Annotated in this window: 26 protein-coding genes and 2 pseudogenes; 16 read left to right on the forward strand and 12 right to left on the reverse strand. The window is 73.3% G+C overall.

Annotated elements, in window-relative coordinates; genetic code table 11:
• Window positions 1–73 precede the first annotated feature (73 nt).
• Window positions 74–427, reverse strand: coding sequence for an Rv2175c family DNA-binding protein (locus KME75_RS23720; protein WP_308283020.1), 354 nt, complete (start codon window positions 425–427; stop codon window positions 74–76).
• A 67-nt stretch (window positions 428–494) separates the two neighbouring features.
• Between KME75_RS23720 and pknB the strand changes: the two genes are divergently transcribed.
• Entirely contained in the window at window positions 495–2,237 is a 1,743-nt protein-coding gene (gene pknB, locus KME75_RS23725; protein ID WP_308283022.1) for a Stk1 family PASTA domain-containing Ser/Thr kinase, read from the forward strand.
• A 37-nt stretch (window positions 2,238–2,274) separates the two neighbouring features.
• Here pknB and KME75_RS23730 read toward each other — a convergent pair whose 3' ends face one another.
• A complete protein-coding gene (locus KME75_RS23730; RefSeq protein ID WP_219417080.1) occupies window positions 2,275–3,666 on the reverse strand; it encodes a class II 3-deoxy-7-phosphoheptulonate synthase in 1,392 nt (463 codons plus the stop codon).
• A gap of 144 nt (window positions 3,667–3,810) precedes the next feature.
• Between KME75_RS23730 and KME75_RS23735 the strand changes: the two genes are divergently transcribed.
• Entirely contained in the window at window positions 3,811–3,954 is a 144-nt protein-coding gene (locus KME75_RS23735; RefSeq protein ID WP_219417081.1) for a GPGG-motif small membrane protein, read from the forward strand.
• A gap of 15 nt (window positions 3,955–3,969) precedes the next feature.
• Here the strand turns inward: KME75_RS23735 and KME75_RS23740 are convergent, their stop codons facing one another.
• Window positions 3,970–4,458: a polyadenylate-specific 3'-exoribonuclease AS gene (locus KME75_RS23740; RefSeq protein ID WP_219417082.1), complete on the reverse strand. Its 489-nt coding sequence runs from the start codon at window positions 4,456–4,458 to the stop codon at window positions 3,970–3,972.
• Between the two features lie 505 nt (window positions 4,459–4,963).
• On the opposite strand from KME75_RS23740, the gene KME75_RS23745 reads away from it, so the two are divergent.
• Together KME75_RS23745 and KME75_RS23750 are read left to right on the forward strand one after the other, a co-directional pair.
• Complete coding sequence (locus KME75_RS23745; RefSeq protein WP_219417083.1) at window positions 4,964–6,175, forward strand: helix-turn-helix domain-containing protein; 1,212 nt, start codon at window positions 4,964–4,966, stop codon at window positions 6,173–6,175.
• Window positions 6,176–6,243: 68 nt separating this feature from the next.
• Window positions 6,244–6,453, forward strand: coding sequence for a hypothetical protein (locus KME75_RS23750; protein WP_219417084.1), 210 nt, complete (start codon window positions 6,244–6,246; stop codon window positions 6,451–6,453).
• A 175-nt stretch (window positions 6,454–6,628) separates the two neighbouring features.
• On the opposite strand, the gene KME75_RS23755 is transcribed toward KME75_RS23750, so the two are convergent.
• Window positions 6,629–7,327 carry a hypothetical protein gene (locus KME75_RS23755; RefSeq protein ID WP_219417085.1) on the reverse strand — a complete coding sequence of 233 codons (699 nt, stop codon included), beginning with the start codon at window positions 7,325–7,327 and terminating at the stop codon, window positions 6,629–6,631.
• Between the two features lie 86 nt (window positions 7,328–7,413).
• Window positions 7,414–8,151 (reverse strand): lysophospholipid acyltransferase family protein, encoded by a 738-nt coding sequence (locus tag KME75_RS23760; RefSeq protein WP_219417086.1) that lies wholly within the window; start codon window positions 8,149–8,151, stop codon window positions 7,414–7,416.
• Window positions 8,152–8,371: 220 nt separating this feature from the next.
• Between KME75_RS23760 and KME75_RS23765 the strand changes: the two genes are divergently transcribed.
• Window positions 8,372–8,803 (forward strand): hypothetical protein, encoded by a 432-nt coding sequence (locus KME75_RS23765; protein ID WP_219417087.1) that lies wholly within the window; start codon window positions 8,372–8,374, stop codon window positions 8,801–8,803.
• A 131-nt stretch (window positions 8,804–8,934) separates the two neighbouring features.
• Here KME75_RS23765 and KME75_RS23770 read toward each other — a convergent pair whose 3' ends face one another.
• From KME75_RS23770 to KME75_RS23795, 6 genes are all read right to left on the reverse strand, one after another.
• Complete coding sequence (locus KME75_RS23770) at window positions 8,935–9,894, reverse strand: ROK family glucokinase (RefSeq protein WP_246632702.1); 960 nt, start codon at window positions 9,892–9,894, stop codon at window positions 8,935–8,937.
• Window positions 9,895–9,937: 43 nt separating this feature from the next.
• Window positions 9,938–10,312 (reverse strand): hypothetical protein, encoded by a 375-nt coding sequence (locus tag KME75_RS23775; protein WP_219417088.1) that lies wholly within the window; start codon window positions 10,310–10,312, stop codon window positions 9,938–9,940.
• Window positions 10,309–11,547, reverse strand: coding sequence for an ArsA family ATPase (locus KME75_RS23780; RefSeq protein WP_219417089.1), 1,239 nt, complete (start codon window positions 11,545–11,547; stop codon window positions 10,309–10,311). The genes KME75_RS23775 and KME75_RS23780 overlap by 4 nt, the downstream gene beginning before the upstream one ends.
• Before the next feature lie 35 nt (window positions 11,548–11,582).
• A complete protein-coding gene (locus tag KME75_RS23785) occupies window positions 11,583–12,023 on the reverse strand; it encodes an SRPBCC family protein (RefSeq protein ID WP_219417090.1) in 441 nt (146 codons plus the stop codon).
• A 105-nt stretch (window positions 12,024–12,128) separates the two neighbouring features.
• Window positions 12,129–12,917 carry a metallophosphoesterase family protein gene (locus tag KME75_RS23790; protein ID WP_219417091.1) on the reverse strand — a complete coding sequence of 263 codons (789 nt, stop codon included), beginning with the start codon at window positions 12,915–12,917 and terminating at the stop codon, window positions 12,129–12,131.
• A gap of 11 nt (window positions 12,918–12,928) precedes the next feature.
• Window positions 12,929–13,321 carry a polyketide cyclase / dehydrase and lipid transport gene (locus tag KME75_RS23795; protein WP_219417092.1) on the reverse strand — a complete coding sequence of 131 codons (393 nt, stop codon included), beginning with the start codon at window positions 13,319–13,321 and terminating at the stop codon, window positions 12,929–12,931.
• Window positions 13,322–13,434: 113 nt separating this feature from the next.
• On the opposite strand from KME75_RS23795, the gene KME75_RS23800 reads away from it, so the two are divergent.
• The 9 genes and pseudogenes from KME75_RS23800 (at window position 13,435) to KME75_RS23835 (ending at window position 22,193) form a co-directional block, all read left to right on the forward strand.
• Window positions 13,435–15,261 (forward strand): AMP-dependent synthetase/ligase, encoded by a 1,827-nt coding sequence (locus KME75_RS23800; RefSeq protein WP_219417093.1) that lies wholly within the window; start codon window positions 13,435–13,437, stop codon window positions 15,259–15,261.
• 435 nt (window positions 15,262–15,696) lie between these two features.
• Window positions 15,697–15,981 (forward strand): annotated as a pseudogene (locus tag KME75_RS46900) (transposase domain-containing protein); the annotation flags it as partial.
• 67 nt (window positions 15,982–16,048) lie between these two features.
• On the forward strand, window positions 16,049–16,330 hold the full coding sequence (locus KME75_RS43560) for a hypothetical protein (protein ID WP_246632703.1): 282 nt from the start codon (window positions 16,049–16,051) through the stop codon (window positions 16,328–16,330).
• The gene (locus tag KME75_RS23810) at window positions 16,285–17,076 is read left to right on the forward strand and encodes a transposase (protein ID WP_219417095.1); all 792 of its coding nucleotides are present in this window, start codon (window positions 16,285–16,287) and stop codon (window positions 17,074–17,076) included. The genes KME75_RS43560 and KME75_RS23810 overlap by 46 nt, the downstream gene beginning before the upstream one ends.
• Window positions 17,077–17,282: 206 nt before the next feature.
• Window positions 17,283–18,605 carry an ABC transporter substrate-binding protein gene (locus KME75_RS23815; protein WP_219417096.1) on the forward strand — a complete coding sequence of 441 codons (1,323 nt, stop codon included), beginning with the start codon at window positions 17,283–17,285 and terminating at the stop codon, window positions 18,603–18,605.
• Entirely contained in the window at window positions 18,602–19,495 is an 894-nt protein-coding gene (locus tag KME75_RS23820; RefSeq protein WP_219417097.1) for a carbohydrate ABC transporter permease, read from the forward strand. Before KME75_RS23815 ends, KME75_RS23820 begins: the two co-directional genes overlap by 4 nt.
• 136 nt (window positions 19,496–19,631) lie before the next feature.
• Window positions 19,632–20,408 (forward strand): carbohydrate ABC transporter permease, encoded by a 777-nt coding sequence (locus KME75_RS23825; RefSeq protein ID WP_246632712.1) that lies wholly within the window; start codon window positions 19,632–19,634, stop codon window positions 20,406–20,408.
• 10 nt (window positions 20,409–20,418) lie between these two features.
• A complete protein-coding gene (locus KME75_RS23830) occupies window positions 20,419–21,105 on the forward strand; it encodes a ThuA domain-containing protein (RefSeq protein ID WP_219417099.1) in 687 nt (228 codons plus the stop codon).
• The gene (locus KME75_RS23835) at window positions 21,090–22,193 is read left to right on the forward strand and encodes a Gfo/Idh/MocA family protein (protein ID WP_219417100.1); all 1,104 of its coding nucleotides are present in this window, start codon (window positions 21,090–21,092) and stop codon (window positions 22,191–22,193) included. Before KME75_RS23830 ends, KME75_RS23835 begins: the two co-directional genes overlap by 16 nt.
• A gap of 66 nt (window positions 22,194–22,259) precedes the next feature.
• On the opposite strand, the gene KME75_RS23840 is transcribed toward KME75_RS23835, so the two are convergent.
• On the reverse strand, window positions 22,260–23,267 hold the full coding sequence (locus tag KME75_RS23840) for a type 1 periplasmic-binding domain-containing protein (protein WP_219417101.1): 1,008 nt from the start codon (window positions 23,265–23,267) through the stop codon (window positions 22,260–22,262).
• A gap of 211 nt (window positions 23,268–23,478) precedes the next feature.
• On the opposite strand from KME75_RS23840, the gene KME75_RS23845 reads away from it, so the two are divergent.
• Entirely contained in the window at window positions 23,479–24,054 is a 576-nt protein-coding gene (locus KME75_RS23845; protein WP_219417102.1) for a hypothetical protein, read from the forward strand.
• 70 nt (window positions 24,055–24,124) lie between these two features.
• Window positions 24,125–24,406, forward strand: a pseudogene (locus KME75_RS23850) (ISAzo13 family transposase); the annotation flags it as partial.

Consider the following 24,406-nt stretch of genomic DNA (forward strand, 5'->3'; position numbering starts at 1 on the left):
CGACTCGCGGATACCCCGCGAGTCGCCCGAAAACGACGCGCGAGTCGCCCGGAAACGGCGGGCGAGTCGCCCGTCAGAACGCCATGGCCTGGGCGCGGCGCTTGACCTCGCGGTGGCGGCCCGCCCGCAGCGAGTCCAGCGGCGTGCCCGGCAGGGAGTCGTCCTCGGCGAACAGCCAGCGGAGGATGTCCGGATCGGAGTAGCCGCCGTCTCGGAGCACGGTGATGGTCCCGGACAGCCCCTTGACGATCTCGCTGTCGACGAAGAACTCGGCCGGGACGACCACCCCGCCGTCCCGCCGGAACGACAACAGCTGGCCGTCGCGCACCAGTTGGTGCACCCGGGAGACCGGGAGCGACAGCAGCTGGGCGACCTCCGCGACGGGCAGGGTCGCCACGTCCTCTGACAGCACGAACACCTCGTTCACGGGGCGATACGATGCCACAGGAACGGCACGTCCGGCACGTTCCCGTCCGGGCGGTACCGTCGTCGCCGTGAACGCCCCGCCGGCCGCGCTGCTCGACGCGCGCTACCAGGTCGGGCCGGTGCTCGCCCGCGGCGGCATGTCCACCGTCTACCGGGGCACCGACACCCGGCTCGACCGCCCCGTCGCGATCAAGGTGATGGAGCCCCGCCTCGCCGCCGACCCGGCGTTCCGGGCCCGCTTCGAGCGCGAGGCGCGCTCGGCGGCCCGGATCGACCATCCCGCGGTGGTCGACGTGCACGACCAGGGCGACGACTCGGGCGTCGACGGGCCCGTCCTGTTCCTCGTGATGGAGCTCGTCGACGGGGGCACGCTGCGCGACGTGCTGCGGGCCCGCGGCCCGCTCGGCGTCCCGGCTGCGATCGCCGTGATGGAGCAGGTGCTCTCCGGGCTCGCCGAGGCCCACCGGCTCGGGATGGTGCATCGCGACGTCAAGCCGGAAAACGTCCTCATCAGCCGCACTGGCGAGGTCAAGGTCGCAGACTTCGGGCTGGTCACGGCCGCCGCGCAGGCGGGCTCGAGCCACGCGGGGATGATCCTCGGGACGGTCGCGTACCTGTCCCCCGAGCAGGTGGCCACGGGTACGGCGGACGCGCGCAGCGATGTCTACGCCGCCGGGGTGGTGCTCTACGAGTTGCTCACGGGCGCGCCGCCCTACACCGGCGACACCGCGATCTCGGTGGCGTACCGGCACGTGAACTCCGACGTCCCGGCGCCGTCGCTGATCGCGGGCGACGTGCCGCCGGAGCTCGACGACGTCGTCGTGCGCGCCACCCGCCGCGACCCGGCCGTCCGGCCGGCGGACGCCGCGGCGTTGCTGGCCGACCTGCGGCGCGTCGCGGCCCGGCTCGAGGTGCCGCGGGTGCCTGTCCCCGTGCCTCCCGCCCGGCCGGAGGAGGAGCAGGACACGCTGCCCGCCGGTCCACAGCGCGTGCCGGCGAGGCTGGGCGGCACCGCGGTGCACCCGGCGCCGCTCGACGGCCCCGGTGGCACCCGGGCGATGGCCCGGCCCGACGACGAGCCGCCCGCGCACGTGCGGGCCCGGCGGCGCGGCCGGCGCGTGTTCGCCGTCTGGATCGCCGTGATCCTGGCGCTCGCGCTGGCGGTCGGGGTGTCCACGTGGTGGCTGGGCACCGGGCGCTGGACGGCGATGCCGGCGCTCGTCGGGCTCGAGCAGAGCGCGGCTCAGCAGCTGCTCGCGGAGGCCGACCTGGTGGCCAGCGTCGCCACCGCCCACGACGACGCGCTCGCCGCCGGGCTCGTGGCCGCCACCGACCCGGCGCCCGACGCGCGGCTGTTGCGAGGCAGCACGGTGCAGCTCACCGTGTCGTCCGGCCGGCCGACGGTGCCCACGGTGACGTCGGGCACCACCATCGCCGCCGCCGAGCAGGCCGTCCGCGACGCGGGGCTCACGCCAGTGCGTGCCACGGCGGCCGACGAGTACAGCGACAGCGTGCCCGAGGGGGCCGTCATCCGCACCGAACCGGACGCGGGCACGGCGCTCCCCGTGGGCGGACCCGTCACGCTCGTGGTGAGCCGGGGCCACGAACCGGAGCCCGAGCGGGTGCGCGTGCCGCTGCTGATCGGCGAACGGTTCGAGGACGCCGAGGAGATGCTCGACGACCTCGGCCTGGACGCCGAGGAGCAGAGCGGTTTCCCGTTCCACCGCGAGAACGGGCGCGTCGTCGGGCAGGAGCCGGGCCCGGGATCGCTGGTGGACGAGGGCACCACGATCACGCTCGACACCCTCTGACCCCGGATCCGCGGATGTCTGCGGCCGCCGTGTCCACTCAGCCGCGCAACATCTCCGCGATGAGGAACGCCAGCTCGAGGGACTGCTGGGTGTTCAGGCGCGGGTCGCAGGCGGTCTCGTAGCGGCCGGCCAGGTCGGCATCGGAGATCTCCTGGGCCCCGCCGAGGCACTCGGTGACGTCCTCGCCGGTGACCTCGACGTGGATACCGCCCGGGTGCGAGCCCAGCGCGCGGTGCACCTCGAAGAAGCCCTGCACCTCGTCGACGATGCGGTCGAAGTGGCGCGTCTTGTACCCGGTGGTGGACTCGACGGTGTTGCCGTGCATCGGGTCGCACTGCCAGATGACCTTGTGCCCGGACGCCTCGACCTTCTCCACGATGGGCGGCAGCGCGTCGCGGACCTTGCCGTTGCCCATCCGGCTGACCAGCGTGAGCCGGCCCGGCGTGCCGTGCGGGTCGAGCCGCTCGACGTACTCGACGGCCTGCTCCGGGGTGGTGGTCGGGCCGATCTTGAGCCCGATCGGGTTGGCCAGCAGCTCGGCGAACGCCACGTGCGCGCCGTCGAGCTGGCGGGTGCGCTCCCCGATCCACAGGAAGTGCGCCGACAGGTCGTAGAGCTTCGGCGTCGACTCGTCGCGGACGTCCAGCCGCAGCAGCGCGCGCTCGTAGTCCAGCAGCAGCGCCTCGTGGCTGGCGTAGAACTCGACGCTGTGCAGGTTGTGGTCGTCCACCCCGCACGCGTCCATGAACCGCAGCGCCCGCTCGATCTCCGAGGCGATCGTCTCGAAGCGCTCCCCCGCGGGCGAGGTGCGGACGAAGTCCTTGTTCCAGTCGTGGACCATCGTGAGGTCGGCCATGCCCGTGGCCGTGAGCGCCCGCACGAGGTTCATCGCCGCGCTGGCGTTGGCGTAGGCGCGCACCATGCGGGACGGGTCGGGCACCCGCGCGGCCGGGTCGGCCACGATCGAGTTGACGATGTCGCCGCGGTAGGACGGCAGCCCGAGCGCGTCGACGGGCGAGCTGCGCGGCTTCGCGTACTGCCCCGCGATCCGCCCGACCTTGACCACGGGCAGGGACGCGCCGTAGGTCAGCACGATCGCCATCTGCAGCAGCGTGCGGATCGTGGCCCGCAGGTGCGGCTCGGTGTTGTCGACGAACGTCTCGGCGCAGTCGCCGCCCTGCAGCAGGAAGGCCTCGCCGCGGGCGACGGCGGCGAGCCGCTGCTGCAGGCGGTCGACCTCCGGCGGGAGCGTGACCGGAGGCACGCTCTCCAGCACCGTGCGGACGTGGGCGACCTCACCGGCGTCCGGCCACTCCGGCTGCTGCGCGGCCGGGCGGCCGAGCGCGTCGTCGAGGCGGGCGCGCAGGTTCCCCGGGAGCGGGGGCAGCTCGGGCAGCACTTCGACCGGGGCGTCGACCGTCCAGTTCACAGTGTCCAAGAGTAGGCCGTGCCGACCAGGGGCGATCCGTGGGTTCCGCCACCGGCGGCCGCCGCCCGGAATGCGGCCGGACGGCCGCAGCGATCACCCGGATGGCCCGATTCCACAGGGGACGGTTTCGGGCACTCACCGATCATGACAACGCTGCTGTGGATCCTCGCCGTCGTACTGGTCGTCGCCGGCATCTTCGCGATCGTGCGCAAGCAACTGCTGTGGGGCGCGGTGCTCATCATCGTCGGCCTGCTCGTCGGCCCGGGCGGCGTGAGCATTCTCGGCTGACGGCCTGCGCCACCGCTACCGCGCCGCGACGGCCGCCTCGATCGCCTCCCAGCGACGCAGGTTCAGCCGGGCGTCGGCGAGCGCGTCGTGCGCGTCGGCCGTGGGCGGCGGGAGCGGGGGCCGCCCGGCGTCCTCCCACCGCTGCCGCAGCTCACGGGTGAACCGCGGGATCGGCCGCGGCAGCGCCGGCATCGCGCCCCAGAGCTGGCACAGCGCGACGTGGTCGTACGCCGCGATCCAGGCCCACAGCTCGACATCGCCCGGGGCCTCGGTGAGGAACGCCAGCAGGTCGGTGCGCAGCTGCCGACGGCTGCGCCAGGCCGCATCCGCGGGCGAGGGCAGCTTCGGCAGCACGTTCGCGCGCACCCACGGCCCGGCCCGCTCCGGGTCGAACTCGGTGGACACGGCGTAGAACTCGCGGCCGTCCTCTCCGACCACGCCGATCGACACGAGGTCGATCGTCGTCCCGTCCTCGATGAACTCGCAGTCGTAGAAGAACCGCATACCCGTCCTGTTCGTGCTGGTCAGCTGCCATGTCGCGCCTCGCCGGTCCGCGCCTGGTCCGCAGGAGCCGTAAGCGCGACCTCGACGGCGTCCCTGGTCCGGCTGTCGCTGTCTGGCCAGGGGTGAGCGTAGATGTCGAGCGTGACGGCCGCGGACGAGTGCCCCAACCGCCGCTGCGGCACCTTGACCGACTCGCCGTGACGAATCAGCGCCGAGGCGTAGAAGTACCGGAGCGCGTACAGCCCCTTGCGCTCGGGGGTCCCCGCCGCCCGCGCGGTCGGCCTGGAGGTGCGCTGTGAAGGTGCCTTTCACGGCCGTCAACGACCCGACCCGCGTACCCGCGCAACACGAACAGGCCCGGCCGGCGTCATGCGACCGGCCCGTTCGCTGTCACCAGACGTTCACGCTGCGCGCTCTGCCGCGCTGTACCGTGAGTTGCAGAACGTGAATGCCCCGCGAGCCCGGCAGCTCCGAGGGCGTGTGGCCCGAGAGTGAGGTCTCGGACATGGACGAACGTCGTGCGCCGCCCGGGGACAACCGCACCATCGGCCGCCAGCTGCGCGTGATCCGCCGCTCGCGCGGGAAGTCGCAGCAGGTCATAGCGGACCTGGCCGGCATCTCGAAGTCGCACCTCTCGCGGCTCGAGTCCGGGCAACGAGCCCTGGACCGGCGGTCACTGATCGTCGCCCTCGCCGCCGCCCTCGAGGTCGCACCAACCGAACTGACCGAGATCGCGATGCCCGCCGTCAGCGAGCCCGGGATCGGCCCGGCAGTGGACCGGGTCCGGCTCGCGCTGCTCAGCGTCGGCATGGGCGCCCCGTCCGGCGAGCCGGTTCCGCCCAATGTGCTGCGCACCCGCGTCGCCGAGCTGCTCGACGACCAGCAGGCGTGCCGACACGACACGGTCGGCGCCGCCCTACCCGGCCTGATCTGTGACCTGCACGCCACCCTGGCCACCGGCCGAGACGGACCTGGGATCGCCGAGCTCGCCGTGCTGCTGCACGTCCAGGGCACCCAGGCCTGGCTGCGCGACGTCGGCGGGCCGCTCGACCTCGGGTGGCAGACCGCCACCATCGCGCAGCAGGAGGCGCAACGCGTCGACGACCCCCAGCTGCTCGGCCTCGCCGCATTCGGCACCGGGCACGGTCTGCTCGCCGCCGGCGCGTTCGACCTTGCCGCCCACCAACTCGACACCGCTAGGACCGCCACCTCGACCGCGGACGTGCGGGGGATGCAACTGGCCGGAATGCTGACGTTCACCTCGTCGCTGCTTGCGGCCGCCCGTCGGGAGCCGCCCGAGGCCGCGGCTGCGCTCGACGAGGCCGCCGAGCTCGCGGCGCGCACCGGTGAGGCGAACGCGTGGTGGTTCGGCTTCGGCCCGACGAACGTCGGGGTGTGGCGGATGGCGGTCGCTCTCGAGGCCGGCGACCACGCGCAGGCCGCGACCGTCGCCGAGACGCTCGACCCAGCGCTGATCCCGTCCCCGCAGCGGCAGGCCGCGTACTGGGCGGACTACGGCCGAGCCCTGGCCCATCTGCGCGGCCGCGCCGCCGACGCTTCGCACGCGCTCCGTCGGGCCGAGCTGATCTCACCTGCCCGGGTGCAGCGACACCCGTTCGTCCGAGAGACCCTCGCCGAGCTCGTGAGCAAGGCCCACCGCGACGCCGTCGGCCGCGAGCTGCGCGGCATGGCCTTCCGCGCCGGCCTCCCCGTGTAAGGGCAGGCCGGGCGGAAGGGTCGTCACCACGGCAACACGTTCGAGCCTGACGGCGGCACGGTCACCGCGTGATCGCAGAGCCACTCGCCGCTGAGCTGGTCGAGTTCATCAGCGCCGAGACCTGCCGGGCCGACCGGCTCCTCGCCCGGCACGTCGACGACGGCACCGGGCACTGTCGCGTCTGCTCGAGCGGCGCCCAAACCGGCCGCCACGCCTGGCCGTGCAGCATCCACAACGCCGCCGCCACCACCGCCACCAGACCCGGTCGCCACCAATGACCCGGACGCCGCGCTGGCGGGACCGCTCCGACCTCGCGTGGTGGCTGCGCTGGTGGCGAGCCCGCTACGGCGCGCGGCGCCACCAGCGTCGCACCAGGGGCGCGCGGTGAGGCGCCGCTGGCTGTACGACCGCGGGAGTGATGACGCCAGCCGTCCGGCAGGGCAGCCGGGGTGATCAGCCGGTCGTCTGCTCGCCCGTCGGGGCGCCGGAGCCCGCCCGCTCGGCGCTGCCCGTGCCGGCCGGTCCGCTGCCGTCCGCGTCCGCCACCTCGTCCTGGTTCCTCTCCTCGACGTCGTCCTGATCCATCCGATCGGGAGTGGTCGTCGCGTCGTTCGGCTGCCCGCCCATCCCCTGCCCGTCCGTCGCCTGCTCGTCCGCCGGCTCCTCGCAGTCCGCGAACAGCCCGGTGCACTCCGGCTCCTCGGTCACCGGGGTGGTCTCCGTGGGTCCCGGCGCGGGCGGCGGGACGACCGGCGGGGCGACGACATCGGCGGGCGGCGGCGGTGCCGCGGCCGGGTCCTCCGGCGCCCGTTCCTCCCGCCGTGGCGCCCGCGTGACGTCGGGCTCGCTCGGCTCGGCCGCAGGCTCGACCGGCTCCGGCTCCGCCTTGGGGGCGGCGGGCGCCGAGGAGATCGGCGGCAGCGACGGCGGGGTGGCGAGGTTCGGCTGCGCTCCGGTCAGGAGGGGCTCCTCGGGGCCGCGCAGCGACGCCGACCACGCGGTGGTGGCGCCGATGACGACCACGGCCACCAGCGCGAACACCCCCCACGGCAGGTACCTGCGGACCAGGGCGCGCCGCGCCGAGCGCGGCGACACCGGGGGGACGACCGTGGTGGGCGAATCGTCGGCGGGGAGCTCGTTCCGTCGAACCACATCGGATCATCGCGTCGCCGGGGCCCGCTATTACATGTCGCAACGAGAACGGGGACGCAGCTCACCTCGATCGCGTGACGGGCCGCTCAGCTCGCCCGGGTGCCGGGCATCCGGCTCGCCTCCCGGGCGGCGCCCTCCGCGTCCGCCTTCGCGGCCCGCTCCTTGACCGACGCGGCGTACAGGTCCACGTAGGTCTGGCCGGACAGTTCCATCAGCGCGTACATGATCTCGTCGGTCATCGAGCGCTCGATGAACCGGTCGCCCGCCATCCCGGCGTACCGCGAGAAGTCCAGCGGCGTGCCGATCTTGATGTGGACCTTGCGCGGCCGCCACATCCGGGACCCGATCGGGTTGACCGCCCCCGTGCCGATCATCGCGACCGGGATGACGGGGACGTCCGCCTCGAGCGCCATCCGGGCCACGCCGGTCTTGCCCTTGTAGAGCCTGCCGTCCGGCGAGCGGGTGCCCTCCGGGTAGATCCCGAGCAGCTGGCCCTCCCGGAGCAACCGCACCGCCGTGTTCATCGCGGCCTGCGCCGCCGAGCCGCCGGAGCGGTCGATCGGCACCTGGCCGACACCGGAGAAGAAGATCTTCTTGAACCAACCCACGATGCCGGGCTGGGTGAAGTACTCGCGCTTGGCCAGGAACGTGATGCGCCGCCGCACGAGCAGGGGGAGGAAGAAGGAGTCGGCGACGGCGAGGTGGTTGCTCGCCAGGATGGCGCCGCCCCGTTCCGGGACGTGCTCCAGGCCCTCGATCGTCGGCCGGCAGTACAACCGGAGCAGCGGACCGAGGAGCACGAACTTGGACCACCAGTACAGCACCTGGGCGTGCCCCCTCCGGCTCGACGGGCGTCAGCCTACGGACGGTGCCGACGCGCCGACAACACGGCGGGGTGACCCGTCCGCCGACCGGCCCCGCTTCCTGCTCCTCTTCCCGCCGCGGGCGTGTCAGGATGGGGTTCCGCCGAGTTTCGATCTCCGTGCCACGGCGCCCCGTCCCCGCGCCGGTTGCCGGCCGCGGACCGCACCTTCAGGAGGTTGGGTGAACCGCGACCCCGACGAGCGTGCGCAGCCCGAGGGCGGCCCGGCCCCCGACGAGTTCGAGGCCATCGTCGCCGGGTGGCGCCGCGAGGGCGAGGTCCCGCAGTGGCCCGACGACGTGGAGCAGCGCGTCGCGCCCGCCGAGGCCGCACCCGGCCCCGTCACGCAGCCCACGCCCGAGGACGACCACTTCATCCCACCGGAGCCGCCGCCGCTGCCGCGCCTCGGGCCCCCGGCGATCGTGGGGCTGGTCCTGCTCGGGCTCGGCCTGGTGCTCGTCGTGGCGCCCGGCTGGGTGGGCATCCCCGAGCCGTACGGGCTGCCGCTCGGGCTGCTCGGGCTCGCCTCGGGGCTCGGCTGGCTCGTGCTGCGGCTGTGGCCGGACCCACCGTCCGACGACGACCGGGGCGACGACGACGGCGCCGTCCTCTGACGCCAGCCCCAGGGGGACGGGGCGACCGGCTGGCCGAGGGCTGGCTGCGCGAGCGCCAGCAAGGTGACAATGCTGCCACTGGACGGCAGCAAGGCCACCTTGCTGACACGCGCGCCCCGCCCCCGGCCGGCTCAACGGAGGTGTTCGTCGCGGGCGAGCTGCGCCGCCCCGACCACCGCGGCGGCCTCCCCCAGCTGGGCCGTGCGGATGCGGGCGAGCTGACGGCGGTTCCCGCCGGTCACCGTGGCGGCGTAGTGCTCGCGCGCCTCGTCGAGGAACAGCGGCGCCGACTCCGAGACCCCGCCGCCGATCACGATGAGCTCGGGGTCGAAGACGTCGGCCACCAGCGCGAGCCCCTCCCCCAGCCAGCGGGCGAGCTCGGCCATGGCGGCGCAGGCGACCGGGTCGCCGTCGCGGGCGGCGGCGGCGACGCGCTGGCCCGTCACCCGGCCCGGGTCACCCGCCACGAGCCTGCGCAGCACCGGTGAGTGCCCGGGGTCGCGCGCCAGCATCTCGACGGCGGTGGTGGCGAGCGCCGTGCCGCTGCAGTACCGCTCCCAGCAGCCGCTCTTGCCGCACGGGCAGGGGCGCCCCTCGGGCACGACGCGCAGGTGCCCGAGCTCCGGTGCCACGCCGAACGCGCCCCGGTAGAGCACTCCGTCGATGAGCAGCGCCGAGCCGATCCCGGTTCCCAGCGCGACGAACACCACCTGCGAGGCGCCGGACGCCGCACCGAAGTGCCGCTCGGCCAGCGCGGCGGCGTTGGCGTCGTGCTCGACGACGACCGGCAGCCCGATCCGGTCGGCGATCCGGTCGGCCACCGGGGCGTCGCGCCAGGCCAGGTGCGGGGCGAAGCGCACGCCGCGCCGGTCGGGGGTGACGAACCCGGCCAGCGCGAGCCCCACGGCGCCGACGCGGTGCCGGGCCGCCAGCTCGCCGATCACGCCGGCGAGCGCGGCCTCGAGCGCGGCCTCGCCGCGGGGCGTCGGGGTGCGGGCGGTGTCGTGGACGTTGCCCTCGGCGTCGACGACGCCGGCCCGGACGCTCGTGCCGCCGACGTCCACGCCGACGGTCAGCAGTGGGCGTGCCATGGCCACCCGTCGCCCGTGCCGGCCGGCTGCGTCCCTGCGCGCCTCACCGGGCGGCCTGCTCGCGGTCGATCCTGATGCGCTGCACACGTCTGCCCGGACGGGGCGGCGCCGTGGGCTGCGCATCCGACGGCCCGTCCGACGGCGCGGGCCCGCCCTCCTCCAGCGCGGCCCGGAGCACGGTGACGAGCCCGGCGGCCTGCTCGGCCAGCCGGACGGCCAGCTCCGGCCGCTCGCCGCGCACAGCGGCGATCACCGCACACACGAGGCACACCGCGCACGTCTCCGCGGCGGCCGTGGCGGGCTCGCTGCGCACCCGGTCGAGGACGGGCTCGAGCCGGTCGAGCGCGGTCAGGGCGAGCGCGCGCAATTCTGCGCTGACCCCGGCGTGCCCGCCGCAGCCCTCGGTCGTCGCGGTCATCGCAGCCACAGCGCCGGGTCGGGCGCGAACGCGACGCAGAGGTCGTCGCCGCGCAGCCGGGCGCCGGTGACCGTGCACCGGCACAGCACCGACGGGAGCGCGACGATCCGGCGGGTCCCGCCCGCGGTGACGGCCAGCTCGTCGCCCACGCGGGCGAGGTCGAGCGGCCCGTCGGCCGCGCCGGGAAGGTGCAGCACGAGTTCGAACTCCGACTCGATCGAGGTGCCCGTGCCCGCGGTGCGGCGCACCTGCAGCAGCGGTTCGGCCGGGGCGCCGGCCGCGGCGACGGGGTCGGCGTCGCCGTAGAGCGACCGCGCGATCTCCAGCAGCGCCGGGACGCCGGTGGGTTCGGCCGCGGCGTGGTCGGCGGTGCGCAGCGGCGACGGGAGCGCCGCCAGCTCGGAGAGCACCGTCTGCTGCTCGGCGTGCCGCTCCCGCAGCCAGCGCCCGGCCGGCCCGCGCAGGGACGGCGGGGCCGTGGGCAGCACCCGGTTGGCCACCAGCCCGTCGACGCGCAGGCCGTGCAGCGCCAGCGCGGTGAGGGTACGTCGGGTCTCGGCCGCCACCACGCGCTCGGGGGTGAGCACCACGCGGATCGAGGTGCGGGTGTGGTCGGCGAGCATCGCCCGCAGCCCACCGAGCTGCTCGGCGAGCGCGTCGAGCGCGTCGACCGTGCGGTCCCACGCCGGCTGCGCGTCCCGGCCGGCGCCCGAGAGCCCTGCGAGCAGGCCGCGCACCGCGCGCCGATGCGCGGGGAACAGCCGCTCGAGGTAGCCCGAGAGCGCCTCCGGCAGGCCGAGCAGGCGCAGCGTCTCGGCGGTGGGACCGCAGTCGACGACGACCACCTCCCACGGGCCCGTCTCCGCGACCCGCCGCACCTCGCCGAGCGCGAGCAGCTCCTCGACGCCGGGCAGCACCGTCAGCTCGTCGGCGACCAGCTCGTCGACGCCCGCACCGGCCAGCAACGTGCGCAGGTGGCCCTGGAGCCTGCCCCACGAGCGGTCCAGCAGCGCGCGGGTGTCGACGTGCGCGGCGAAGAGACCCCCACCGCCCTCGACGGGGATCTCCACCGGCTCGGACCCGAGGGCGGCCTCCAGCGCGTCCCCCAGCGAGTGCGCCGGGTCGGTGGAGACCACGAGGGTCTTGCGACCGGACCGTGCGAGGAGGGCCGCGGTGGCCGCGGCGAGAGTCGTCTTCCCGACGCCTCCCTTGCCGGTGAACAGGACGACGCGCACGGGCGGAGACTAACTGCGGGATCAGCCGCGGGTGGTCATGGGGCGCTCTCGACGCGGCGCTTGAGCCCCTTGAGCGCGGTGTCGATGATCACCTTCTCGGCCTTGCGGCGGAGCATGCCGATCATCGGGATGTTCAGGTCGACGGCGAGGCTGTAGGTCACGGTCGTCTCCCCGTCCGTGCCGACGAGCTCGTAGGAGCCGTTCTGGGCCTTCTGCATCTGGCCCTTCACCAGCGTCCAGCTGACGGCCATCCCGTTCGGGGCCCAGGTGTAGTCCAGGGTGTAGGAGTCCTTGATGGGTCCGGCGTCCATCGTGAACCGCACCCGCTCGGCGCGCCCGTCGCCGTCGCTCTCCAGCACCTCGACGCTCTTCACCTGCTCGGCCCACTCGGGGTAGGCCGGGAAGTCGGCGATCACCGCCATCACGCGCTCCGGCGGGGCGGCGATGGTGATCGAGGAGGTCGTCGCGTCGGCCATGGCGGGGAGGTTACCGAAGGGTCGCCTGCCGGTCGCGCCGTCAGGAAAGCCACGTTCCTGTCATTGAACGTCAGGAACGTGGCTTTCCTGCCGTTTCCCGGCCGGTTACCAGCGCAGCACGTAGGGAGCGCCGGTCCCACGGAAGTACCCGACGTTGACGCACTCGGTGCGGTCCACGCGCACGCGCTGGGCGAGCGGCTGGTGGACGTGGCCGAAGAGGGCGGCGCGGGGCCGGTCCCGCCGGACGACGTCCAGCAGCGCGGACGAGGCCGCCTCCGCCCGGCGGGTCACGACGTCGAAGGCGAGGTCGGGCACGGCGGGCGGCACGTGGCTGCACAGCACGTCCACGGGCCCGAGCGCCGCCACCGCGGTCGTGTACTCCTCGGCCGGCAGCAGGTGCGGGGTCCACGGCCCGCTCCGCCGGACCTCCTGCGTCGGCGGCAGCGGGGCGCCGCCGACGAAGCCGAAACGCAGTCCGCCGATCGTCTCGACCCGGCCGTCGGCCATGCAGAGGCCCGGCCGTGCGAACTCCGGCCAGAGCCGCGGGACGTCGACGTTGCCCGGAATCGCCCAGGTGGGCGCGCTCATCGCCCCGAACAGCCGCGCGTATTGCTCACGCACCGCGCCCTCGACGACCGCCGCCGCGTCGTGGACGCGCGACCAGGCGTCCCGGATGAAGGCGATCAGCTCGTCGCGGGCACCCGCGGTGCGCAGCCGGGCGAAGGTCGTGCTGACCTCCGGGCCGAGCACGCGTCCGAGGATCCCGCCGGTGGGGTCGCGGTAGTCGATGTAGTCGACGAGGTCGCCGAGCACCAGCAGGGCGTCGGCGCCGTCGCCCGCCCGGGCCAGGGCCTCGGCGTCGCCGTGCACGTCGGCGACCACGTGCACGCGCACGGCCCCGCACGCTACGCGGGCGGCTCTCCCGGGGCCCGACCCGCCTCCAGCCGGTCCTTCATCGCGAGCGCGAGGGCCTTCGCCGCCCGCTGCCGCCTGCCGCTCTCCACCGCGCCCTTCCGGCCGGGCGCCGGGGCCGGCCGCCCGTCCGGGCCCACCGGGTCGGCGCGGAGGAAGTAGTGCAGCAGCGTCCCGTCCAGCACGGGCTCGAGCCAGACCTCCATGCTGCCGACGAGCGCGCCCTGTACGGTCCACCGGAAGCCCTCGAGACCGCGGTCGGCCATGACCTCCAGGCGGAGGTCGGGCCAGAGCCGGGGCCACCGCGTGGCGTCCGCGAACTCCGCGGCCACCACGTCCGGTGCCACGGCGAGGAACGTCTCGTCCACCACGTCCACCGACGGCATGGCGCCAGCCTGCCGGGTCGGACGAACCGGACGTCGATCGGCCCTGCCCCCGACGGCTACTGCGAGGTAAGTTGCCCGCAACCACCGCCAGTGCCGGCCAGGAGGTCACGACCGTGCGCGAGTACAGCGTCCCCGCAACGTTCCGCATCGGTGACGAGGAGAATCTCATCGACGCGGTCTTCGACAACGCCGAGCACCACGCCACGGCGGTCCTCTACCGCCGCCGTCGCGTCGACGGGTCCTGGTCCGACATCACCGCGGCGCAGTTCGCGGAGGAGGTCGCCACCGCGGCCCGCGGGCTGATCGCGGCAGGCATCGGCGTGGGCGACCGGGTCGGGCTGCTGTCGCGCACCCGGTACGAGTGGACGCTGCTGGACTACGCGATCCTCGCCGTCGGCGGGGTCACGGTCCCGATCTACGAGACGTCCTCGGCCGAGCAGATCCAGTGGATCCTGTCCGACTCGGAGGCGGTCGGGATCGTCGTCGAGGCGCCGCAGCACAAGGCGCTGGTCGACGAGGTGGCGGGCGAGCTACCGGCGCTGCGGCACGTCTGGCAGATCGAGCCGTCGGCCGACGCGCCCGGCGCGGTCGCCCAGCTCACGGAGGCGGGGGCGGACACGTCCGCCGACGAGGTGCACAGCCGCCGGCGGGCCGTTCGGGCCGACGACCTCGCCAGCCTGATCTACACCTCGGGCACCACCGGCAGGCCGAAGGGCTGCGAGCTCACCCACCGCAACCTGCTCACCGAGGCGAAGGCCGCGGCCGAGGTGTTCCCGGAGCTGCTCAGCGCCAACGGCTCGCTGCTGCTGTTCCTGCCGCTCGCCCACGTGTTCGGCAAGGCGATCCAGTGCGGCGCCCTCTACAGCCGCACGATCGTCGGGCACACGCCGAACGTCGCCGACCTGCTGCCGGACCTCGCCTCGTTCCGGCCCACGTTCCTGCTGGCCGTGCCAAGGGTGTTCGAGAAGGTCTACAACAGCGCCCGCCAGCGCGCCCACGACGGCGGCAAGGGCAAGATCTTCGACGCCGCTGCCGACACCGCGATCGCGTGGAGCCGCGCGCAGGACACCGGCGGCCCGGGTCTCGGTCTCAAGCTCAAGCACGCGCTGTTCGACAAGCTCGTGTACGGCAAGCTTCGCGCCGCCGTCGGCGGGCAGGTCGTGGCGGCCGTGTCCGGCAGCGCGCCGCTCGGGGAGCGGCTCGGGCACTTCTTCCGCGGCGTCGGCCTGCCGATCCTCGAGGGCTACGGGCTCACCGAGACCTCGGCCGGCATCACGGTCAACACCCTGAGCGCCCAGCACGTCGGGTCGGTCGGGCGGCCGATGCCCGGGCACGCGGTCCGCATCGCCGACGACGGCGAGATCCTGCTCTCCGGGCCCCTGGTGTTCCAGCGGTACTGGAAGAACGAGTCCGCGACCGCCGAGGCGATCGAGGACGGCTGGTTCCACAGCGGCGACATCGGCGAGCTCGACGACGCCGGCTTCCTCACCATCACGGGTCGGAAGAAGGAGATCATCGTCACCGCGGGCGGCAAGAACGTCGCCCCGGCGGTGCTGGAGGACCGGCTGCGCGCCCACCCGCTGATCAGCCAGTGCATGGTGGTCGGCGACGGTCGGCCGTTCATCGGCGCGCTCGTGACGATCGACGCCGAGGCGCTGCCCGGCTGGCGCGAGCGCAACGGCAAGCAGGCGGGCGACGGCGTCGCCGACCTGGTGGACGACCCCGACCTGCGCGCCGAGGTCGAGGCGGCGGTCGCCGAGGCGAACAAGGCCGTGTCGCGGGCCGAGCAGATCCGCGAGTTCCGGATCCTGCCGGTCGACTTCACCGAGGCAGGCGGGGAGATGACGCCCACCCTGAAGGTGAAGCGGGCGGTGGTGGCGACCACGTACGCGAACGACATCGCGGCGATCTACGCCACCAAGGCGAAGATGCCGGCCTGAGCCCCGGCCGACACCGGGGCCGGGAAACCCGCTGATCAAGGCGCTGATGTCGCACTGGACCGATCCAGCAGCAATGCCACGGAGTTAAGTGATCTTCGATCACGTCGAGCGAGCGGCAGCGTGGAGTGTTCGCGCTGCTCGGGGGTAGGGGCGTTCCCCGGGCCGGGGGAGGTCAGCCGGTCGCGTTCGGGCCGCTCATGCATGTCAGCGGGCGATCGCTGGTGGTGATCACGGCGTGGTGATCAGGTAGGCGACGGGACCTCTGGTAGGTCGGTCGGACCCTTCACGATCTTCCCGACACACCCAGAGGTCCCGTTGCCCGCGCAGTCTGACACGCCGTCCCCTGCTGCCCGCAGCACCGCCAGCCCGACGAGCACGGTCGGCACGACGACGATCACCCGGACGGTCACCCGGACGGTCACCGTCGCGGCCGGTGTGTTCGCCCCTGGCCATCTCGGCGAGTTGACCCGCTACCTACCCTTCGAGCTGGTCGACGACGTGCTCGCCCAGACCCGCACCGTGCAGCGCAGATTGCGTGAGCTGCCCTCGCGGACGGGGGTGTACTTCGTGCTCGCCCTCGGATTGTTCCTCCAGATCGGCTACGCCCGGGTGTGGGCCAAGCTGTGCGCCGGGCTGACCGGCGCCGGCTTGGCGGTGCCTGTGGTGTCGGAGAAGGCGCTGCGTGACCTGCGGCGCAGGTTGGGATCGCCCCCGCTCAAGGCGCTGTTCGAGGTGGTCGCCGGACCGCTGGCCCAGCCCCGCACCCCGGGGGACCTGCTTCGCCGGGATGCGCACGGTCGCCTTCGACGGCCTCAACTCGCTCAAGGTGCCCGACACCGACCGCAACCGCTCATGGATGGGCCGCATCCGCTACCGGATGGGGTTTGCCGGCTACCCCGCGCTGCGGCTGATGTGTCTGGCCGAGACCGGCACCCGCGGTCTGCTCGGCGCCACGATCGGCGCCGCCGATGACCGCGAAAGGCCACCCTGGCGCGGCGGCTGCTGCCGCTGCTCGAGCCGGGCATGCTGGTGCTGCTGGATCGGGGCTTCGACTCCGCCGCGTTCCTGACCGCCGTGCACCGCACCGGGGCGATGCTGCTCGCTCGGGGACGTTCCCAGCGCGTCCCACCGGTGCTGCGTCATCTGCCCGACGGCTCCTACCTGTCGAACCTCGACGGGTTGGCGGTGCGGATCATCGAGGCCGACCTACAGATGAGCGGCGCGGACGGCACCGCGGTCGCCGACCGCTACCGGCTGATCACCACGTTGCTCGACGCCGACCGGTTCCCCGCCGACGCGTTAATCCGGCTCTACCACGAACGCTGGGAGATCGAGTCGGCCTACCTCGCGCTGCGCCACACGATGCTGCACGGGCACATGCTGCGTTCCGGGGACCGAGCCGGGCTCGAACAAGAAGTCTGGGCGCTGCTGACGCTCTACCAACTGCTGCGCATGGCGATGACCACCGCGGTCGAGACCCGCCCCGGCACCGACCCGGACAGGGCCAGCTTCACCACCGCCCTGTACGCCGCCCGCGACCAGCTAAGCCACGATCAGCCGGTCGACTCGGCGAGCTCCGCGTCCAGCTCGCCGATGCTGCCGCCGCGCTCGACCACGCGTTTCGCGGCGATGCACAGCGCCAGCGGCAGCCGCGCACACCGCTCCGCGAGGCGGGCCGCGGCCGTGGCGTCGCCGCCCCGGTCGCCGAGCCGGCTGCGGAGCAGCCCGTGCGCCTCGTCGGCGTCATGCGGTCGAGGGGGACGCGCAGTGCGCCCTCCCTCGCGACCAGGCCGGCGAGGGAGTCGCGGCTGGTGACCAGCATCGAGCACCACTGCAGAAAGCACCTATCGAAAGATTTCGAGACGGATTCACTGGAAGACCGGCTCTTGACGCTGTGAACGCGCTCTCACTATGGTCGGTCCGCACGTTGCAGTTTCGAAAAGTTTCGGGCTGTCTCGAGACAGCTCGCTCGTCCGGATGGAACGGCCGCAGTGAGGCGGCCTGGCGCAACGGAGATCGACGTGGATCAGAACCGGATTTCCCGACGGTCGTTCCTGGCCCTGGCGATGGCCGCACCGATCGGTGCGAGCGCGCTGGCCGCCTGCGGGACGGCCGGCCCCGGCCAGGCCCGCGCCGGGGAGGCGAGCATCTGGTACCTCACCGGCCAGCCCCAGGAAGGCCTTCGCAAGGCGTCGGTCGACGCCTTCAACGCCGCGCACCCCGACGGGCAGCTCGCGGCCACGTTCTTCGAGAACGACGCGTACAAGACCCGGATCCGCACGGCCGTCGGCGCGAACCAGGCGCCCACGGTCATCTGGACCTGGGGCGGCGGTGGCCTGCGCGACTACGTGCGCAACGGCCAGGTGGACGACCTCACCGACTGGTTCGCCCAGAACCCCGAGGTCAAGTCGAAGCGCTTCGAGACCTCCTTCCCCGCGGCCACGATCGACGGGCGGATCTACGCCGTGCCGTGCGAGCAGGTGTCGCCGATCGTGATGTTCTACAACAAGCAGCTGTTCGAGCAGGTCGGCGCGCAGCCGCCCACCACGTGGGGCGAGCTGATGGCGCTCGCGCCGGTGTTCAACAACGCCGGGATCGCGCCGTTCTCGCTCGCCGGGCAGTCGCGCTGGACGAACATGATGTGGCTGGAGTTCCTGTTCGACCGTCAGGGCGGCCCCGAGGTCTTCGACGCCATCGCGGCGGGCGAGCCGAACGCCTGGTCGCACCCGGCCGCGATCGCCGGACTGACGAAGGTGCAGGACCTCGTCCGGGCGGGCGGGTTCGTCAACGGGTTCCAGTCGATCGCCGCCGACGCCAACGCCGACCAGGCGCTGCTCCACCAGGGCCGGGCCGCGATGATGCTGCACGGCGCGTGGACCTACGGCTCCATGAAGGAGGAGGGCGGCGACTTCGTGCCGAGCGGCAAGCTCGGCTGGATCCCGTTCCCGGCGATCGAGGGCGGCACGGGTGACCCGAGCACCGGGGTCGGCAACCCGGCGTCGTTCCTGGCTCTCTCCTCCCAGGCCTCAGAGGAGCAGAAGGCCATCGCCCTGGACTACTTCGCCAACGGTCTGCTCACCGATGCCGACATCGACGGGTGGGTCGCCAGCGGCGCCGTGCCGATCGTCAACGGCGTCGACAGCAAGTTCTCCGGGCCCGACGCCCCGTTCCAGCAGTTCGTCTACGACACCGCCACCCAGGCGCAGTCGTGGGTGCACTCCTGGGACCAGGCGCTGCTGCCCGGCCCCGCGGAGGAGATGCTCAACAACATCGAGCAGCTGTTCTCGCTGTCGATCACCCCGGAGCAGTTCGCCGCCAACATGAACGCGGTTCCCACGTCGTGACCAGCGGTTCGGTCAGCGCTCGGCAGCACGGGTCACTCACGTGGCTCGTGCTGCCGGCGTTGGCGTTCTTCACGGCGTTCGGGGTCATCCCGCTGATCGGCGTGCTCCTGCTGAGCTTCACCAGCTGGAACGGCATCGGCGAGATCACGCCGATCGGGTTCGAGAACTGGGCGTCGGTGCTCACCGATCCCGCCCTGGTGCACTCGCTCGGCGTCACGTTCCTGATCATGGCGCTGTCCTGGCTGGTGCAGACCCCGATGAGCATCCTCGTCGGGGTGTTCATCGCGGGCCAGCAGCGCTACCGCACGGTGCTCGCGGTGCTGTACTTCACCCCGCTGCTGCTGAGCTCGGCGGCGATCGCGATCACCTACAAGGCCCTGCTGGACCCCAACTTCGGTCTCGGCGCCTCGCTGGGAATCCCGCTGCTGGTGCAGAACTGGCTGGGGGACCCCGTGCTCGCGATCGCCACGGTGGTCTTCGTCGTGTCCTGGCAGTTCATCCCCTTCCACTCGCTGATCTACCAGGGCGCGGTGCGCCAGATCCCGGCGTCGCTGTACGAGGCGGCCCGGATCGACGGCGCCGGGCGGATGCGCCAGTTCTTCTCGATCACCCTGCCGCAGCTGAAGTACACGTTGATCACGTCGTCGACGCTGATCGTGGCCGGATCGATGACGCTGTTCGACCTGATCTTCGTGCTCACCCTGGGGGGCCCGAGCGACGCCACCCGGGTGCTGGCGCTCGACATGTACCTGCGGGGGTTCCGGGGCAACATGATGGGACCCGCGAGCGTGATCGCGCTGATCATCGTCGTGGTCGCGGTGCTGCTCGCGATGGGCATCCAGCGCCTCGGCGGCAAGGACGCCAACGAGAGCCGGCTGGAAGGAGCCTGACGTGGCCGCACCGACCAGCGCCACCGCCGACGCATGCTCAGGGGTATCCGTCCCGGCTCCGGGGAGGGCGCAGTCACCGCGGCGGCGCGCGGCAACCGCGGAGCGGCCCAACTACCTCGGGGGCGTCGCGGGTTTCCTGTGGTTCGCGATCATCATCGTCCCGGTCTACTGGGTCGTCATCACCAGCTTCAAGCCGCAGTCGGCCTACTACACGAGCAACCCGATGCTGCCCGCCGCGCCGACCCTGGAGAACTACCAGGCGGTGCTCGAGGCCGACTTCCTGATGTACTTCACGAACTCGGTGATCGTGACCATCGGCGCGACGGTGCCCGCGGTGCTGGTCTCGTTCATGGCGGCGTTCGCGATCGTCCGCGGCGGGCGCGGCCGGTTCCTGCGGTTCAGCAACACCATCTTCCTGATGGGGCTGGCCTTCCCGCTGCAGGCCGTGATCATCCCGGTCTACCTGATCATCATTCGGCTGAGCCTCTACGACAGCCACCTCGCGTTGATCCTGCCCTCGATCGCGTTCGCCATCCCGCTGTCGGTGCTGATCCTGGCCAACTTCATCCGCGACGTGCCGAACGAGCTGTTCGAGTCGATGCGGATGGACGGGGCGAGCGAGTGGGCCACGATGTGGCGGCTGGCGTTCCCGCTGACCCAGCCGGCGCTCATCACGGTGTCGATCTACCAGGGACTGCAGGTGTGGAACTCGTTCCTGCTGCCGCTGGTGCTCACCCAGAGCCCGGAGCTGCGGGTGCTCCCGCTCGCGCTGTGGGCCTTCCAGGGCGAGTACGGGATCAACGTCCCCGCCGTGCTCGCGTCCGTGGTGCTCGCGACGCTGCCGATCCTCGCGCTGTACGGGGTCGGGCGGCGGCACCTGTTGGCCGGCATGACCGCCGGTTTCTCCAAGTGAAGGGATCCCCGTGTCAGAACGGCAAGCACTGGTGGTGCGCGGCGGCTGGGAAGGACACCATCCCGTCGAGGCCACCGACGAGTTCCTCCCGCATCTGAAGGACAACGGCTTCGCCGTCCGCGTCGAGGACTCGCCCCGGGTGTACGCCGACGCCGACTACATGGCCGGCGTGGACCTGATCGTGCAGTGCATGACGATGAGCACGATCGAGAAGGACGAGCTGGCCGGGCTGACGGGCGCCGTCGCGAACGGCACCGGGCTGGCCGGCTGGCACGGCGGCATCGCCGACTCGTACCGCAACTCGAGCGACTACCTCCAGCTCATCGGCGGGCAGTTCGCCTGCCACCCCCCGAAGCGGCCCGAGGAGCGCAGGGGCGAGCAGGTGGACTTCTTCATCCCGTACCGGGTGGAGATCACCGCGGACCACCCGGTCACCCAGGGGATCGAGGACTTCGACCTCGTGACCGAGCAGTACTGGGTGCTCACCGACTCCTACAACCACGTGCTCGCCACCACCACCCTGGCCGCGAACGAGTGGGAGCCGTGGCACTGGCCGGTCACCTCGCCCGCGATCTGGACGCGGGACTGGGGGAAGGGCCGCGTGTTCGTCTGCACCCCGGGCCACGACATGGACGTGATCCGGAACCCGAACGTCAGCACGATCATCGAGCGGGGGCTGCTGTGGGCGGCCCGCTGAGGGTCGGCATCGTCGGCGCCGGCAACATCTCCGCGCAGTACTCCGCCTGCCTCGCCCGGCTGCCGCAGCTGCGGGTCACGGCCGTCTGCGACCTGCAGGCCGACCGCGCCGCCGCGCTCGCCGCGCAGCACGCCGGGGCCCGGGTGCTCGCGCTCCCGGAGCTGCTCGCGGCCGCGGACGTCGACGTCGTGCTCGTGCTCACCCTGCCGACCACGCACGCGGACGTGGCGCTCGCCGCGCTGGCCGCGGGCAAGCACGTGTACGTGGAGAAGCCGCTCGCCACGTCGGTCGCCGAGGGCCGGGAGGTCGTCAAGGCGGCGGCGGGCGCCGGGCTGCGGGTCGGCTGCGCCCCGGACACGGTGCTCGGCACCGGCGTGCAGACCGCCCGCGCCGCCGTCGACGCGGGCCGGATCGGCACCCCGCACGCGGCCACCGCGTTCATGACCACGCCCGGCCACGAGCGCTGGCACCCCGACCCCGAGTTCTACTACCAGCCCGGCGGGGGCCCGCTGCTGGACATGGGCCCCTACTACCTGACGTCGCTGGTGCACCTGCTCGGGCCGGTCTCCCGGGTGGTCGGTGCGTCCTCGCGCCCGTCCGCCACCCGCACCATCGGCCGGGGGCCGCGGGCGGGCACCACCTTCGAGGTCGCCGTCGACTCCACCGTCACCGGGATCCTCGAGCACGCGTCCGGCGCGCTGTCCACGCTGGTCATGAGCTTCGACGTCTGGGCGGCCCACCTGCCCCGCATCGAGGTCCACGGCACGGGCGGCTCGCTGTCGGTGCCCGACCCGAACCACTTCGCCGGCGCCGTCGAGCTGTACTCCGCCGCAGCACCCGACGCGGGCTGGGTGGACGTGGGCCGCACGGCGGGCTACGTCGACGCCGGGCGCGGCTGCGGCCTCGCCGACCTCGCGCTCGCCCTGGCGGAGGACCGGCCGCACCGGGCGGGCGACGAGCTCGCCCTGCACGTCCTGGACATCATGGAGTCCGTGCAGCTGGCCGCCGACACCCGCGCGTCGGTCGAGCTGACGACCACTTGCGAGCGGCCGGCCGCCGTGGCCGGGGAGGTGGACCTCACCCGCTGACGCCCGCGGGCCGCACGAGGCGCACGCCGAGCCGGTAGCCGCGGTCGGTGACCGTCAGCGGACCGGTCACCACGATCTCCCGGCCCGGCTGCACCGCGTCGATGGCCGCACCTCCTCCTGCGTGGTCGGCTGCGGCGTCCCGCGCGCCGCGTCCCACTGGACCTTGGCGCGCGGGTCGAGGGGAGCCAGCTCGATCGGGTCGGCCCAGCGCTCGCCCGCCAGCACGAGCTGCCCGTCCACCAGGCGCGGCGTCCCGATCAGCTCGACCTCCGCCCCGTGCCAGGCGTAGCTGCCGCCCGCGGAGCGGGCGAACTGGGCCGGCCATACGTCCACCCGGGGCAGCCGGTGGCCGGCCGCGCAGGCGGCGAGCGGCGCGGGCACCGGGCCCGACCGCAGCGCGAGGACGACCTCGAGGGCGTGCCGCTGGACGACGGGCAACCGGCCGAAGTGCTCGCGCAACGGCAGCAGCAGGTCGGCGGCCGCGGCGAACGGCAGCACGGACTCCGACCGCGCGCCGTGGACCCACAGCATCCGGAACCCGCTGGCTCCGGCTGCCGCCCGGCTCAGCAGGGCCGTCTTCCCGGCGCCCGCCTCCCCGACGACGACTACCGCGCCGCCGCCGCTGGGCGCCGGTGAGCTCGCGGTCACGACGATGACCCCGGCGCGCCCGCCGGTCGCGAGGCGACGGGCCCAGCCGTGCGGCGGGTCGTCGGCGAGCCGGACGTCGTCCAGCTGGCCGACCACGATCGACGCACCCACCTCCGCGCCGGCGTGCACGACCCCTTCGATCACCTGGGTCGCGTAGGCGCCGAACCCGCCGTGGATGAGCAGCTCCACCGTCGTGGCCGCGCCGCCGGGCCGGCGTGCGGACTGCGGCACGTAGTCGTGGCGCCGCAGCAGCTCCTCGACGAGCCGTGCGGCGCAGGGTATCCGGTCGACGCCCTCGCCACGACCGGCCTGCCGCTCGTGGTCCTCGACCCGATGAGCCTTCCCCGCGCGGAGGTCACCAGCGTCGGCTCCACGAACTTCGCAGGCGGCATGACGGCCACCCGCCACCTGCTCGGGCTCGGGCACCGCCGCATCGGATACGTCGGCGGGCCGCCCGGCTCGGGGCTGCAACCAGGCCCGCCTGCACGGCTATCGGGCGGCGCTGGAGAGCGCGGGGATCCTCGCCGATCCCGCGCTCGTCCTGTGCGAGCACTTCACCTACGACGTCGCCGCCGCCGCCGGGGTCTGCCCCGACACCGACCAGCCCACCGACCTGCTCGGAGCCATCGGCCGCGCCGTGCTGACCACCCTGCTACCCACCCGCCGGGCCCGCTACAGCGCCCGCAAGGTCAAGTGCGCGACCTCGCGCTACCTCAACCGCGACGACGCCCGCCCCGTCGCACCCACGGCCGTCACCGGGATAAACATCCACATGCACACCCCGCCACCCTTGAACCCGACCCGCCGACCTCGACACCGACGCGCCCCGAGCCAGCCACGTGCTCCCCGGCCGCCGACCCGCCGCGACCGCGTCACCGCGCTGCTGGACAGCGACCCCCGCCGCGCCTGGAGCGGCACCGAGCTCGCCGAGCAACTGCAAATCCCCAAGCACAACATGCTCACCCAACTCGCCGAATGGACCCGCCTCGGGTTCCTCACCCGCACCCACGCCGGCAACTACGCCCTCGACCCGCCGCCCCCCTCCCCGGCCCGCTCCCGGGGCAGTTGCCGACCCGCACGACGCGAGGAGCGGGGCAAGGTGCAGCGCCCGCAGCGCAGCGAGGACGAACGACCTTGCGGCGTGACGAGCGTCGTCCACGCTCCCAGCATCCCGGGAAGCGACACGCCGAACCCGGCCGCCTCCTGGACCTGATCACCAAACCGCTAAGTGCTTTGCAGAGAAATAAGACGCTGCTTCGCGTCGTGGTCGTCGTTGGTGTGGTATGGCCATACCGGTGGAGACTCAGCACTCGCTGTCCGTGAAGTTCCAGGCGCTGTTCCCGCACCTGGACGAGCGGCAGCGGCGGCTGCTGGCAGGCGCGGAAGCTCGCGCGCTGGGCCACGGCGGCATACGCGTCGTCGCGAAGGCGGCCGGGATGCGGGAGGGGACCGTCTCGCGGGGCGTCGCGGAGCTGGACTCGGGTCAGGAACCATTGGGCCGAACGCGTCGCCCCGGCGGAGGCCGCAAGAGGGCAGCCGATCTGGATCCTGATCTGCGCCCGGCC

Source organism: Pseudonocardia nigra, assembly GCF_019396355.1.
GTDB classification, from domain to species: domain Bacteria; phylum Actinomycetota; class Actinomycetes; order Mycobacteriales; family Pseudonocardiaceae; genus Pseudonocardia; species Pseudonocardia nigra.